Below are 13,853 nucleotides of genomic sequence, written 5' to 3'. Positions count from 1 at the left end.
GGCCCCAACCTTCTGTATGAAGTGGGTCCGGAGGATTATGACGACAGCTATCCCTCCGGGTACAGCGATTATTCGGACCTGAAGACCAGCACTTCCCGCCGTGCGAACCGTTGGATGTACCGCCAGACGCACACCTACCGTCTGCCCACGGTGCTCAAGCTGGCCCTGTCGTACAACCTTCTGACCAGCGAGAAAGCCAACTGGCTGGCTACCGGTGAGATCTGGCGCAACAGCAACATACCGCTCAGCTATGCCACCGGGACCGAATTGAATTATAATTTCACCCAGTTCATATCGGGGGCCCTGCGCCTCGGCTGGCTCATCCAGACCGATGAATACACCGAGGATACGGATGCTTTCGGATACAAGTACTGGGGTGATGATCCAACGCTGCAAGGCTTGAGTTTCGGCGGCGGAATGATGCGCAAGGTCGCCGGGCGTACGATCAGTTTCAACTACGCATACCGGAACAAGGGCCGTCTGAGCGCGGATAATTTCTTCACGGTGAGCCTGGGCTTTTAGAAATCCCTGAATGCAGATGGTGAATGCTGCCGGCTTGGCCGTAAGCTATGGCTCAAGCCGGTAGCATTGAAATAAAAGCAAAGCGTGTCGAGGGACTTGAACTCTTTTCGAAGGCTTGCCAATGAGAAAGAAGACAGATGCATGCCGAACCAGCCGGAGCGGGTGCGATGGATCAAGAGAAAAGCCTTTTTCAAGGAGGGAATTCATAGGAGACCTGGCCATGCTCGGCTTTATCTCAGCGAATGCCGCAGGGCTCAGCCCGGCGTTCGCCGCCGCGTCCGAGGGCGCTCAGGCGGCGCAGGCCGCGGCAGCACCCGGAGCGTCAGGGTTGAGCCTGATCGGGGCCTACGGCGAGTGGGCGGCCTCGCTGGTGGGTGAGGGCCCCGGGACTTATTCTTTCCGTCGTCCGGAGTTTACCGACCTGAAAGCCTGGCGCGAGCGAGCGCATGGCCGCACCCTGGAGCGTATGGCGGTGCCGGAGATCGGCCCGGCGCCGGAAGTGAAGGTGAACCGGAAGTACACGTTCGAGGGCCTGGAGATCGAGGAGCTGAGCTGGCAGCTTCCCTACGGCCGCGCCACCGAGGCCTACCTTCTGAAGCCCGCCGGCGCCACCGGCAAGCTGCCCGGCATTCTGGCCCTTCACGACCACGGGGGCTGGAAATATTTCGGCAAGCGCAAGATCACGAAGACCTCCGAGAATCAGCATCCGATGATAGTGGAGCACCAGAAGCTGGACTACGGCGGGCGGGCCTGGGCCAACGAGGTAGCCCGTCGCGGCTACGTGGTGCTGGTGCACGACACGTTCCCGTTCGCCAGCCGGCGGGTGCTGCTGCGGGATGTGCCCGCGGTGATCCGCCGGGGCCTGACCGACGACAACCCGGAAGACCCGAAGAATGTTGAAGCCTACAACGCCTGGGCCTCGGACCACGAGTCGATCATGGCCAAGTCTCTTTTCTGCGCCGGTACGACCTGGCCGGGGGTGTATTTCGCCGAGGACCGGGTGGCGCTGGACATCCTGTGCGCCCGTCCGGAGGTGGACCCGGAGCGGGTCGGCTGCGGCGGGCTGTCGGGCGGCGGGATGCGCACGGTGTTCCTGGGGGGCCTCGATCCGCGGATCAAGTGCGCGGTCTGCGCGGGGTTCATGACCACGTGGCGGGATTTTATGCTGAACAAGTCGTTCACGCACACCTGGATGACCTACGTGCCGCTTCTGCCCGGGGAGTTGGATTTTCCGGAGATACTGGGGCTGCGGGTGCCGTTGCCCACGCTGGTGCTGGATGACCTGGATGACGAGCTGTACACCGTGCCCGAGATGAAGCGCGCCGAGAGCATCCTGGCCGAGGTGTACGCCAAGGCCGGAGCGGCCGGGAATTTCAAGTGCTCCTACTATCCCGGCCCGCACAAGCTGGACGTGCCGATGCAGGAGGAGGCGTTCGGCTGGTTCGACCGCTGGCTCAAAGCCTGAGCGGCCCTGCCACAACCTTTCTGTTTGACTGAAACCTTGACCGAGTGAGGCAAGAGCATGAGAATAAAAACCATATCCCTGTTGCTTCCGGCTTTGTTGTGTCTATGCGTCTGTTCTTCCGGGGCCGAGGTTTTACCCTGGCGCTGGGTGTTTGTCGAGAGCGGCGATCTGGGGCGGCCCGCCGAGGTCCAGAGAATCAAACAGATCGTCACGACCGCGGGCCAGCACGGCCTCAACGGCATGGTCCTCACAGCCGGCTTCGACCAGTTGGACTTGCAGGGCGAGGACTATTTTAAGGGCCTGGCCGAGGTGAAAGCGACCTGCGAAAGCCAGGGAGTGGAAATCATCCCCCTGGTATTCTCGGTCGGCTACGGCAGCACTCTCGCCCAGGACCCCAACCTGGCCGCCGGTCTGCCTGTGCGGGACCAGTTGTTCGTGGCCGGAGAGACAGAGGCGCATATTGTTTCCGACGAGCCGGTGGGGCTGGTCAACGGCGGTTTCGAGGAGCTGAAGGACGGCAAAGTGGCCGGGTTCGTGCAACCGGACAGCCTGGACCGGGTGATAAGCCAGGACTCTTCGGATTTCAAGGAAGGCAAGGTCTCGCTTTGCTTCCGGAATTTCGCCGGGTTCGGCGAACGGCCGGCCATGCTGAAACAGAAAGTGAAAGTGAAACCCTGGCGCTGCTATGTGGTCAGCTGCTGGGTCAAGACTGACCGGCTGGCTCCTGGACGGTGCTTCAGCATGCAGGCGCTGGGCAAGGACAGGATGGTCGGGGAGTACATCCCCCGCTGGGGCGACACCAACGACTGGACCCGGCTGGCGCTGGGTTTCAACAGCTGGGGCAATGACGAGATCGAGATTTCGGTCGGCACTCCGGGGGCCAAAGAGGGCCGGTTCTGGATCGACGGGCTGGAGATCGAGGAAGTGGGTCTGGTCAACGTGCTGCGCCGTCCCGGGGCCCCGCTCACGGTCAGCAGCGAGGCCGCGGCCACTGTCTACGAGGAGGGGCGGGACTACCTGCATGTCGAGGACCCGCAAATGGACCAGCGCTTCGAGCATGACGGCCCGCCGATCAAGCTCGCTCCGCAGTCGCGGATAACGCCGGGCGAACGCCTGCGGGTCAGCTACTATCACGGGTCCCGCTCGGTGCCGGGCAAAGAGCAGATTACCACCTGCCCGTCCGAGGAAAAAGTCTATGAAATATGGGCCGGCCAGGCCAGACTGATGGCAAAGTACGTAGGCGCGAAGAAATTTTTCCTGGATATGGATGAAATCAGGGCCGGCGGCACCTGCAAGGCCTGCACCGACCGGGGCCTGAGCCTGGGCGAGATGCTCGGCGATTGCATCACCCGGCAATACAAGCTGCTCACCGAGGCCAACCCTGGGGCCGAGGTTTTCATCTGGAGCGACATGCTGGACCCCAACCATAACGCCGGAGACAGTTACGAAGGTAAAAATTACTATTTCCTGGCCTCCGGACTGTATACCGGGAGCTGGGAATACGTGCCGAGCGAGCTGGCGATAGTGTGCTGGTGGGACGAGATAAAAGAAAAGAGCCTGGCCCACTTTTCCGGCCTGGGCCACCGGACAGTCGCCGCCGCCTACTACGATGCCGACAACCTGGACAACACCCGGGCCTGGCTCAAGGCCATGAAAAACGTACCGGGCGCCTCCGGGATCATGTACACGACCTGGGAGCAGAAATACGACCTGCTGGCCGATTTCGGCGACCTGGTGAGCGGCAGGCACTGAATTCAGGGAGAGGGTTGGCGCACAGGCCGGAATCGATGAAAAAGCCGCTGAGAATTGCTCTCAGCGGCTTTGTTTTTCGGACTGGGCTGTCGCAATCCGGGATCGCGGGCTATCCGTATAATCCTTCTTTACGGCCGGGCGGCCGGATCGGGGGCAGCGGTATCGAGAAAGCTAAACCATGTCTTACAGCCTCGCGGATGCATTCCGCTGGCGATGTCACAAGGCTCGGAAACCGGGCAGGCTTGACATTGCGAGGGATTGACATACCAAAGAGTTATAAGCTATATTAAAGAAAATCAGGTCGCTGGTGGCTCGTTCAAAGCATACTATAGATAAGCTCTCGGAGATCAAAACAAAGGGAATGAAAAACGCCATGACCGAGTCACTGGATACTGCCATTCTGCTCCAGCGCATCGAGGAATTGGAAAAAGAACTTTCCTGCCTGAGGAAACGCCAGGAACCAGCCCACTCGGATGAGTGCAAACCGAATTCATTCCTGCAGGACATCCGGGACACCTCAGCCTTGCTGGAAGCCGCCCCTGTCGCCGTAATGGTGCACGACCTCCAGGGCCGTTGCCTGTACTTCAACAGACGGACTCTGGAATACTATGGCTACAGCGAGCGAGAGTTCTCCTCTCTCAGATTGAGCGATCTGAACACAACCGATAACGCCAGTCTATGCGAATCAAGGTTGAAAACGGTCCGGGAACAGGGAGAAACCGCTTTCGAAATCAACCATCACCGCAAGGACGGGTCTATCCTGCCGCTGTTCATCAACGCCAAGCGGGTTGAGTGGGGTGAGAAAGAAGCCATCCTCTGCCTGGCCGTGGATATCACCGAACGCAAGCGGGAGGATGAGGCGCTGGAAAAGCGCATGCGGGCGTTGATTCAACCCACGGACAGCCTGGAGGGCATTACACTTGAGGACCTGTTCGACATCAAAGACCTTCAATATCTCCAGGACACTTTCGCTGAGGCGACCGGAGTGGCGGCGCTCATCACCCACCCCGACGGGACCCCAATAACCAAGCCGGGCAATTTCTGCCGTCTCTGCTCCGAAACCATCCGCCGGAGCGAGGTCGGGCGCGCCAAGTGCATGCATTCCGATTCCATGCTCGGCCGTGACTGCGTGAAAGTCCCGACTGTCCGTCCCTGCCTGAGCGCTGGGCTCTGGGGCGCCGGCGCCGGCATCTCGGTCGGCGGCAGGCACCTCGCCAATTTCCTGATCGGCCAGGTCCGCGACGGGAGCCAGACCGACGAGCAAATGCGGGAGTACGCCCGGCTGCTCGAGGTCGATGAGGAGCAGTTTGTCGAGGCTTTCCACGAAGTGCCTGTCATGTCTCAAAGTCAGTTCAAGAAAGTCACGCTGGCCCTGTTCACCCTCGCCAGCCAGTTGTCGAAACACGCCTACCAGAATGTGCTTCAGGCCAGGTTCATTAACGAGCGCAAGCGAGCCGAACAGGCGCTGCGCGAGAGCGAGGAAAGATACAGGCTCCTGATCGAAAGCCAGCAGGACCTGATCGTGAAGATAGATCTGGAAGGGCGTTTCCTTTATGTGAATCCTGCTTTCTGCAAGCTGTTCGGCCAGAAGCCGGAGGAGTTGATCGGCGCCGCCTACAAGCCACTTGTGCACCCCGACGATTTGCAACAGATGGAAGATAATCTGCCCTCTTCCCTCCACCAGGGCAGTTTTGAGGCAAGGGCCAGGACAGTGGACGGCTGGCGCTGGCTGAGCTGGACGACCAAGGCGATCCAGGATGAGACTGGCAAAATCACGAGCCTCATCGGCACCGGCCGCGACATTACCGAACGCATGCAAGCCCTGGAGGCGATCAAGCTGAACGAGGCCCGGCTGGAAAGCCTGTTGCGGATCAACCAGTATCCGGCTGAAAGCCTCCCGGGCCTGCTGGATTTTGCCCTCGACGAGGCGATCGCCCTGACCGGCAGCCAGACCGGGTATATATATTTCTATGACGAGGCCAGGAACGAATTCAGCCTGAACACCTGGGCCGGTGGAGCCGGGCAGCAGACAAGTGCGGCCGAGCCCCGGCTCTTCGGCCAGATGATCGAGACCGGCCTGCTCAACCGTGTGGTGCAGCAGAGACAAGCCCTCGTGCTGAACAACAACGGCGCACCGGGCCTTGCAGTCTCAGAAGGATTCAATGCCCCCGGCCGCCTGCACAATTTTCTGGCGATTCCGGTTATCAGCGAAGGGCGAATCGCAGCCGTGGTCGGTGTGGCCGACAAGCAGAACGATTACGACGATTCGGATATCCGCCAGCTTACACTGATGATGGATGCAGTCTGGAAAATTGTCCTGCGCAAGCAGGCCGAGCAGGAAAAGGAGAAGTTGCAGGTACAGCTGGCCCAGGCCCAGAAAATGGAATCCATCGGGCGGCTTGCCGGTGGAGTGGCCCATGATTTCAACAACATGCTCCTGGTGATTCTCGGGCATACGGAGCTGGCCTTGACCCAGGTGGCCCCGGACCAGCCGCTCCACGGCGAGCTGCATGAAATCCTGAAAGCCGCCGAGCGCTCATCCGCTTTGACCCAGCAGTTGCTGGCCTTCGCCCGCAAGCAGACTGTCACCCCGAGGATCCTCGACCTGAACGAGACGGTAAAAGGCGTGCTGAACATGCTGAAACGCCTGATCGGCGAGGATGTGGATCTGGTTTGGGTCCCGGGCAAAGAGCTCTGGCCCGTGAGATTCGACCCTTCCCAGATCGACCAGATACTGGCCAACCTGTGCATCAACGCACGGGATGCCATCGCGGACACTGGCCGGATAGTTATCGAAGCCAAGAATGTGACCCTGGACGAACTCTACTGCGCGGGCCATTCTGGCTATACCCCGGGAGATTATGTATGTCTGTCGGTGAGTGACAACGGTCGCGGTATGAGCCGGGAAACCATGAAAAACCTGTTCGAACCGTTCTTCACCACCAAGGAGGTGGGTAAAGGCACCGGCCTCGGGCTGGCCACCGTTTACGGCATCGTGAATCAGAACAACAGTTTTATCAATGTCTACAGCGAGCCGGGCCAGGGTACGACTTTCAACATCTATATGGCCAGGCACTTCGGTGAAATCAGGATCAAGCCGGAGGAAAGCCCGGCGGCGGCCGAGCCCCCCGGCGACCGCACAATCCTTTTGGTGGAGGACGAGCCAGCCATCCTGAACCTGACCACGACCATGCTCGAACGCCTGGGGTACACGGTTCTGGCAGTCTCCAGCCCAGCCGCGGCCATCAATCTGGCGAAGCACTACACCGGCGGGATACACCTGCTGATGACCGACGTTGTCATGCCCGGGATGAACGGCCGGGACCTGGTAAAACACCTTTCCCCCATCTATCCAGACCTCAAACATCTTTTCATGTCTGGTTACACGGCCAACGTGATCGCCCATCACGGCGTACTGGACAGGGGGGTTCATTTTCTCCAGAAGCCTTTCTCGATGAGAGAACTGGCCGCCAAGGTCCGGGAAACTCTGGAAGAGGCAGATTAAAAAATTGGAACAGTTTCTTCCAGTCTGAGGTATGCCCAAGATACGCACACGGTTTTCCGTTGCCCTCCAATCCTACATCGCTTGTTCAATTATAATCGGATATAATTATCCGCAGGGTTGACGGATGGCGCTTTTATTTTGACAACGCTTTTTGAACCACCTATATTATGTAATCAATGATCGATAAGTTGCCTTTTCGGTTTTTTCGAATTGTTTTTCATCCATCAATCTGGGACAGGTCGATTTGAATGTACAAAGGTGAAAAGATTCTGGCGGTGATGGGCTGCCTCAACGAGGCGGGCAAGATCGGAAACAGCGTGCGCAAGGTGCCGCTGAACATAGTGGACGAGGTGGTGGTGGTGGATGACGGGTCCACGGACAACACCGCGGCCGAGGCCGCCGAGGCCGGGGCCACCGTGGTCCGGCACGCGGTGAACATGGGGGCCGGCGCGGCCTACCGCACCGGCTTTTTCTATGGCCTGGAAAAGGGGTTCTCGATCATAGTCGAACTGGCCGGCGATGACCAGGACGAGCCGGCCGAGGTCACGCGCTTCCTCGAGAAGATCGTGGACCAGGGCTACGACTATGTCCACGGCTCGCGCTGGATGAAAGGCGGCAAGAGGGTCAACCACCCGCTGTTCCGCAGCCTGTTCACCCAGGTGTATTCCTGGATTTTCAGCGCGCTGATGTTCCGGAAGATCACCGACGGGACCAACGGCTACCGCGTGTTCCGCGCCTCGATCCTGAAAGACCCCCGGATCAATCTGAAGCAGGACTGGCTAAACCGCTATGAGCTGGAGCCGTATTTCTATTACATGGTTCTCTCTCTGGGCTACAAGGCCACCGAGGTCCCGGTGACCAAGTACTACCCCAAGGAACGCCAGCTGGGCTACACCAAAATGGTGCCGTTCAAGGGCTGGTGGAGTATTCTCAGACCGTTGTTTTACCTGCGGTTCGGGCTGAAAAAATAAAGCGTTTCCCCTCCCATTGCCCGACCTCTCAGGCATGGAAATTGCTATTTTGCCTGAGGTCAAGTCTATGTCGGCCGCACAGCCCGTACAGTAATGGGCTGTGGATCGATCCGGCCGTCCGTGCCTTTTCCACTCAATCCGTCGGGAATTCCTGTCAAGATGAGCCAGAAGACTGAATCCGGTAAAAAAATCCTGAACGTAGGCGTGATCGGCCTCGGGCACTGGGGGCCGAATGTGGCGCGCAACCTTGCCAACCACCCGCGGGCGTCGCTCAAGTATGTCTGCGACACCAACGAGAAAGCTTTCCGCAAGGTCCAGTCCCTGCCGCTGGGTGACTGCCGTTTCGTGACCGACCCGGCCGAGGTCTTCGCCGATCGTGCCGTGCAGGCGGTGGCCATTGTCACCCCCTCCTCCACCCATTACGACCTGACCCGGCAGGCCCTCCTGGCCGGCAAGCACGTGCTGTGCGAAAAGCCTTTCACCCTGTTGACCGAACAGGGCGAGGAGCTGTGCCGTCTGGCCGCCGAGCGCCGCAAGAAGATCATGGTCGGGTTCACTTTCCTGTACAACAACGCCGTGCGCAAGCTCAAGACCCTGGGCGACTCCAAGACCGTCGGCAAGCTCTACTACCTGACCTCCAACCGCTCGCACATGGGCCTGGTGCGCCAGGATGTGGACGTGATCTGGGACCTCGCCCCGCACGACATCTCCATTTTCAACTACATCCTGGGCGCGGTGCCGGAAAAGGTGGCCGCCACCGGAGCCATGCCCCTGTCGGGCAACCGCTGCGATGTGGCGTTCCTGACCCTCTACTATCCGGGCGGTGTGATCGGCCACATTTACCTGAGCTGGCTCGACTCCAACAAGGAGCGCCTGTTGCGCCTGATCGGCGACAAAGCCCGGGTGGATTTCGATGACCTGAACAACCTGGAGCCGGTGCGTATCTTCCGCAAAGGGATCGCCCTGAACGGCGACGCGGAGCCGGATTTCGGTGCGTTCCGCTTTCTGCTGCGCGACGGTGACATAATCAGCCCCAAGATCAAGATGGCCGAACCGCTGGGCCAGATGATCGACTGCTTCGTGAGCAGTATCCTGGACGGGAAAAAGATCATGACCGACGGGCGTTTCGCGGTGGATATCACCCGCACCCTGCTCGCGGCGCAGGAATCCCTGAAAAACAACGGACTGCAGCAACCGGTAAAGTGAGGCCTGGCCAATGGGAGAACCACGCGTAGGGCAGTTCTGCACCATCGCCCCGGATGTCATCTTCGGTGAGAACGTGATAGTCCACGGCCATGCCAACCTCTACGGCTGCCGGATCGGCGACGGCACCAAGATCGGCGCCTTTGTCGAGATCCAGCGCGATGTTACAGTGGGCAAGCGGGTCCGCGTGCAGACCCACACCTTCATCTGCTCCAACGTGATCATCGAGGATGACGTGTTCGTGGGGCATAACGTGAATTTCATCAACGACCGCTACCCCACCTCACCCAAAGCGGCGGACGGCACCTGGACCGTGGAGAACACCGTGGTGCGCCGCGGGGCCAGCCTGGGCACCGGCTCGGTGATCCTCTGCGGCATCGAGATCGGCGAGGGCGCGGTGGTGGGCGCGGGCAGCGTGGTGACAAAGAATGTTCCCCCCCATACGGTCGTGGCCGGGGTCCCGGCCCGTGTAATCCGCCAGATCAGCCCGGAGGACCGTTGGCTGGGCGGCCAACCCGTTGAGGAGTTGAGGAAAAATGAGTGACACAGTGCCGTTTGTCGACCTGAAGCTCAACTACCTTCTGCACCGGGAAAAGTTCGACCGGGCCATGCTGGAGGTCTGCGAGGCCGGCAGCTACATCCTGGGCCCGCAGGTGAGCCGTTTCGAGAAGAATTTCGCCGCCTTCATCGGCTCGGCCGAGGCGATCGGCGTGGCCACGGGCACGGATGCCCTCTGCCTGTCCTGCCGCGCCTTGGGCATCGGCCCCGGGGATGAGGTCCTGATCCCGGCCAACACTTTCATCGCCACAGCCCTGGCGGTCTCTGAGCTGGGGGCGCGCGTGGTCCCGGTGGACTGCGACCCGGATTCTTTCCTGATCGATCTCGACCAGGCCAGGACGAAGTTGACCGCCCGCACCAAGGCCATCATCCCAGTGCACCTGTACGGCCAGTGCCTGGACATGGACCGCGTGATCGCCTTTGCCAGCGAGAACGGCCTTCTGCTGGTGGAGGACGCCTGCCAGAGCCACGGCGCGCGCTGGGCTGGTCGCTGCAGCGGCAGTTTCGGCGCGGCGGGCTGCTACAGTTTTTACCCGGCCAAGAACCTGGGCGGCTTCGGCGACGGCGGCATGATCGTGACCGATGACCGGGGCCTGGCCGACCGGCTGCGCCTTCTGCGCAACTACGGCTCGGTGAAAAAATACATCCACGAGTCGATCGGCCTGAACAGCCGCCTGGACTCGCTCCAGGCCGCTGTGCTGGACACCAAGCTGCCGCTTCTGAACAGCTGGAACCGCGCCCGTTTCGAGGCCGCCCTGCGCTACGCCAAGGGCCTGGAGGGTGTGCCGGGGGTCAAGGCCCCCGTGTTCGACCACAACGCCCCGGAGAGCCACGTGTTCCACCTGTTCGTGATCCAGTGCGAGCGCCGTGACGAGTTGGGCGAGCACCTCAGCCGCAGCGGAATCCAGTGGGGCATCCACTACCCTGTGCCGATCCACCTTCACAAAGCCTACTCCGACCTGGGCCTGGGTGAGGGCAGCTACCCGGTGGCCGAGCGTCTGGCCGGGCGGATACTCTCGCTGCCGATGTTCCCGGAGATCACCCCGGAGCAGGTGGACCGGGTTACAGCCGCGGTGAGGGAATTCTACAAGGCTTGAGCCGAAACGAAATCATATCCTGACAATCGAAGGGCCGCCCTTTCGGGCGGTCCTTTTTTTTGGCGGAACGCCGCAAAGCATGGGGATTATTCTGTTGACTTCCGGCGGATTCCAATTTATTATGAGCATATGCTCATAAGGAGGTACGTCTGCCCCGTCCTTGCTGCCGCAGAATGATCGACCGGATGCCCGGCTGCAGATTGTTCAAGCCCGCCGGCACCCCTACCTCCGCACTGGAGGAGGTGATTCTGTCCGTGGATGAACTGGAGGCCCTCCGTCTGGCCGATTATGAGGGGTTGTACCAGGAAAGCGCCGCAGCGCGGATGAATGTCTCACGCCAGACTTTCGGGCGTATAATCCAATCGGCGCGGCGCAAGGTGGCCTCGGCCCTGGTTGAGGCCAAGGCGCTGCGCATCGAGGGAGGGACTTTTGAGATGCCTGACCAGAGGACTTTTACCTGCCTGGACTGCAATCATGCCTGGTCCGTATCCTGGTGCACCGGACGGCCGCCCCTCTGCCCGTCCTGCGGAGGAGTCAACCTTCACCGCACGGACGGAAACGGCGGAGCGGGCCGCGGGCACGGACAGCGCCGCCGCTGCCTGCGGGGGCGTCACGGGCGGAGCGCCGGAATCGGACAGGGAACGGAAAACAACTGAACAATAGAGGGACAACGGAATGAGAATCGCCGTACCATCGAACGACGGGGTCGGGATTTCCCCGCATTTCGGCCGCTGCGCCTGCTTTGTGGTGTTCGAGGTGGAAGAGGGCCGGATCAAGTCCAGCCGGGTGATGCAGAACGGTTTCACCGCTCACGCCCGGGGCGAATGCGACAACCCCGAGGGAGAGCACGGGCATGGGCATGAGCACGCACCCGGGCACTCGCACCACTCCCATGCGAGCATCCTGGAGGCCCTGGCCGGCTGCGAAGCCGTGATATGCGGCGGCATGGGCATGCGCGCGGCGCAGGACCTGGCCGCCAACGGCATCCAGGCCATCCCCACGCCGTTCCAGGGCACGGCCGAGGAGGCGGTGCTGGCCCTTCTGGCCGGGAGCCTGCCCAAAGGCGGCGGTTTCTGCGGCTGCCACAGTTGAAAGATTTCTCTATCGATACAACGCCCCCGGCTGAGGATTCAGCCGGGGGCGTTCAGTTGTCACCACCTTCTCATATCCGCAGCCCGGACATCAGCTCGATATCCAAGGGCTGACCCGTATCAGGGGCAGCTTTCCGTATCGGAGTTTCCGGTCTGGCCGCCGGTCGATGAGGTGACGGACCCGCTTGCCTCAACACTTGTAGGACAAGGGAAAGTATGGTCCATCACGTTGTGATGCGCCAGCCCGTCCGAATAGGGGACAGTCGCAGAAAAAGCCAACGACCCGTTCTCCCACATCCTGAGCCGGTGCGTGATGGTCGCCCCGTCGGTGTACGCCCCGTTGTTGGTCTCGACAGTGGCCGATACGACATATGGATTGTGGTAGAGATCGATCGTGACCCATGAGTTGGGCGGAAGCGCCGCCAACTGGATTGAGCTTTCCTTCTTCTTCTGCCCGGATGCCGCCAGGCTCTCCATCTCCTCGATTTCTTTCAGGCTCACCGCATCCCCGGCGTAGGCTTCCTTCATCTGGTCCAGGCTGCTGAAACTGTACAGCACGCCGTCTTCCAGCTTGCTCTTGCCGTCCCACGGCACGGGCAGCACTTCTTTCTGCACCATGACCCCGTTATTGTCCAGATACTTCCAGGTGAAAGTCTCCGGCACGGAGGCCAGCTCGGAGGAAGATGTGGTCAGCAGGTTGGAGCTGCTTTCCTTGCAGCCAACCAGCAGGACAACGACCAGCAGCAGGACGGATAAAGCGGCCATTCTCAACATGGCGGTTTCTCCCATCATAAGTGTAGGGTTTAAGAACCATGCAGGAAAAGCCAAATCAGATCATGGCAGACTCCTTTCACCAGGATCCAACACCGAGCGGGATAATCATTTTTCCATATTTGTATGGCCTTTCAATTGATTCTACACAACTTGCCGTTCTTAGTCGATTTAATCCAGTTTCCGTACATTTGGCATTGTCACTCTATTAACTAATTAACATTCTTTTCATTTTAGACACTTTTAACTCGTTTATCTTGTTTTTACTATTTTGATATTAGTATATATCAATTATCCGCGTTTGTCAATACACAATCATTTTAATCTTGATCGCCATAGCGCGAGAGCCCCCGGCCGTTTGCACAGCCGGGGGCTCTCGCGCTCCAAAGTTTAACGGCAGCCAGTTTCTATTCGGCATGCCGCCGAGGTGGCAGTCAGCGCACCTGCCCAAGGGGCTTTCCATTCAAATCCACCACTTAATTCATCTCTGCAACTGTCCCAGGAACATCAGGATGTCCTCGCCGGTGAAAGCGTTGTCCCCGCTCCAGTCCGCGCGCGGGTCGCCATGCGCGCCCCAGCGCAGAAGGGTGAGCAGGTCGAACATGTCCACCCGGCCGTCCCGGTTGAGGTCTGCTTCCAGTGAATCCGACAGCGGCAGCGGAGTCAGCGCCTGAAGCAGGGCGTTGCATTGGCTCTTCCCGGACCGGTCCAGCCATTCCGGGTGGCGCGCCTGCATCTGTTCCAGGAAACGGAGCGCGCCACGCAGCGAGTTGCGGCTCATGCTCTGGCCGGAGGGTGTGCTCAGCGCCCGGTTCTCGCGGAACAGGAAGAACAGGAAATATTCGGCATCCTGGCTGTCCACTTTCGAGTCAAAGTTGAAATCCAGGTCCTCGCGGTACAGCCCGGCCGGGGCGCTGT

At 60.1% G+C, this 13,853-nt stretch carries 12 protein-coding genes; 10 read left to right on the top strand and 2 right to left on the bottom strand.

The window, feature by feature from the left end:
* The 10 genes from LLH00_13440 to LLH00_13395 all read left to right on the top strand — a co-directional run.
* Positions 1-522: hypothetical protein (locus LLH00_13440; protein ID MCE5272276.1), on the top strand; the 522-nt coding region annotated here is incomplete at its 5' end.
* Positions 523-742: 220 nt separating this feature from the next.
* A complete protein-coding gene (locus LLH00_13435) occupies positions 743-1,987 on the top strand; it encodes a prolyl oligopeptidase family serine peptidase (protein ID MCE5272275.1) in 1,245 nt (414 codons plus the stop codon).
* A gap of 57 nt (positions 1,988-2,044) precedes the next feature.
* Complete coding sequence (locus LLH00_13430) at positions 2,045-3,739, top strand: hypothetical protein (GenBank protein MCE5272274.1); 1,695 nt, start codon at positions 2,045-2,047, stop codon at positions 3,737-3,739.
* A 361-nt stretch (positions 3,740-4,100) separates the two neighbouring features.
* A complete protein-coding gene (locus tag LLH00_13425) occupies positions 4,101-7,244 on the top strand; it encodes a PAS domain S-box protein (protein MCE5272273.1) in 3,144 nt (1,047 codons plus the stop codon).
* A 248-nt stretch (positions 7,245-7,492) separates the two neighbouring features.
* Positions 7,493-8,215 (top strand): glycosyltransferase family 2 protein, encoded by a 723-nt coding sequence (locus tag LLH00_13420; protein MCE5272272.1) that lies wholly within the window; start codon positions 7,493-7,495, stop codon positions 8,213-8,215.
* 159 nt (positions 8,216-8,374) lie between these two features.
* The gene (locus tag LLH00_13415) at positions 8,375-9,421 is read left to right on the top strand and encodes a Gfo/Idh/MocA family oxidoreductase (GenBank protein ID MCE5272271.1); all 1,047 of its coding nucleotides are present in this window, start codon (positions 8,375-8,377) and stop codon (positions 9,419-9,421) included.
* Positions 9,422-9,431: 10 nt separating this feature from the next.
* On the top strand, positions 9,432-9,962 hold the full coding sequence (locus LLH00_13410) for an N-acetyltransferase (GenBank protein ID MCE5272270.1): 531 nt from the start codon (positions 9,432-9,434) through the stop codon (positions 9,960-9,962).
* A complete protein-coding gene (locus tag LLH00_13405; GenBank protein MCE5272269.1) occupies positions 9,955-11,073 on the top strand; it encodes a DegT/DnrJ/EryC1/StrS family aminotransferase in 1,119 nt (372 codons plus the stop codon). Before LLH00_13410 ends, LLH00_13405 begins: the two co-directional genes overlap by 8 nt.
* A gap of 149 nt (positions 11,074-11,222) precedes the next feature.
* The gene (locus tag LLH00_13400) at positions 11,223-11,729 is read left to right on the top strand and encodes a DUF134 domain-containing protein (protein MCE5272268.1); all 507 of its coding nucleotides are present in this window, start codon (positions 11,223-11,225) and stop codon (positions 11,727-11,729) included.
* Between the two features lie 19 nt (positions 11,730-11,748).
* Entirely contained in the window at positions 11,749-12,165 is a 417-nt protein-coding gene (locus LLH00_13395) for an iron-molybdenum cofactor biosynthesis protein (GenBank protein ID MCE5272267.1), read from the top strand.
* A gap of 119 nt (positions 12,166-12,284) precedes the next feature.
* Here LLH00_13395 and LLH00_13390 read toward each other — a convergent pair whose 3' ends face one another.
* Positions 12,285-12,938, bottom strand: coding sequence for a hypothetical protein (locus LLH00_13390; protein ID MCE5272266.1), 654 nt, complete (start codon positions 12,936-12,938; stop codon positions 12,285-12,287).
* A gap of 478 nt (positions 12,939-13,416) precedes the next feature.
* Positions 13,417-13,853: hypothetical protein (locus tag LLH00_13385; GenBank protein ID MCE5272265.1), on the bottom strand; the 437-nt coding region annotated here is incomplete at its 5' end.

This window comes from bacterium (assembly GCA_021372515.1).
In the GTDB taxonomy this organism is placed as follows: domain Bacteria; phylum Gemmatimonadota; class Glassbacteria; order GWA2-58-10; family GWA2-58-10; genus JAJFUG01.
The sequence above is the reverse complement of the archived record's forward strand: the minus strand, read 5'-3'. Positions and strand labels throughout refer to the sequence as shown.

What these genes read in the sequence shown, in the direction of transcription:
- LLH00_13435 (MCE5272275.1), top strand. Translation starts at nt 743, where the DNA reads ATGCTCGGCTTTATCTCAGCGAATGCCGCAGGGCTCAGCCCGGCGTTC.
- LLH00_13430 (MCE5272274.1), top strand. Translation starts at nt 2,045, where the DNA reads ATGAGAATAAAAACCATATCCCTGTTGCTTCCGGCTTTGTTGTGTCTA.
- LLH00_13425 (MCE5272273.1), top strand. Translation starts at nt 4,101, where the DNA reads ATGAAAAACGCCATGACCGAGTCACTGGATACTGCCATTCTGCTCCAG.
- LLH00_13420 (MCE5272272.1), top strand. Translation starts at nt 7,493, where the DNA reads ATGTACAAAGGTGAAAAGATTCTGGCGGTGATGGGCTGCCTCAACGAG.
- LLH00_13415 (MCE5272271.1), top strand. Translation starts at nt 8,375, where the DNA reads ATGAGCCAGAAGACTGAATCCGGTAAAAAAATCCTGAACGTAGGCGTG.
- LLH00_13410 (MCE5272270.1), top strand. Translation starts at nt 9,432, where the DNA reads ATGGGAGAACCACGCGTAGGGCAGTTCTGCACCATCGCCCCGGATGTC.
- LLH00_13405 (MCE5272269.1), top strand. Translation starts at nt 9,955, where the DNA reads ATGAGTGACACAGTGCCGTTTGTCGACCTGAAGCTCAACTACCTTCTG.
- LLH00_13395 (MCE5272267.1), top strand. Translation starts at nt 11,749, where the DNA reads ATGAGAATCGCCGTACCATCGAACGACGGGGTCGGGATTTCCCCGCAT.
- LLH00_13390 (MCE5272266.1), bottom strand. Translation starts at nt 12,938, where the DNA reads ATGTTGAGAATGGCCGCTTTATCCGTCCTGCTGCTGGTCGTTGTCCTG.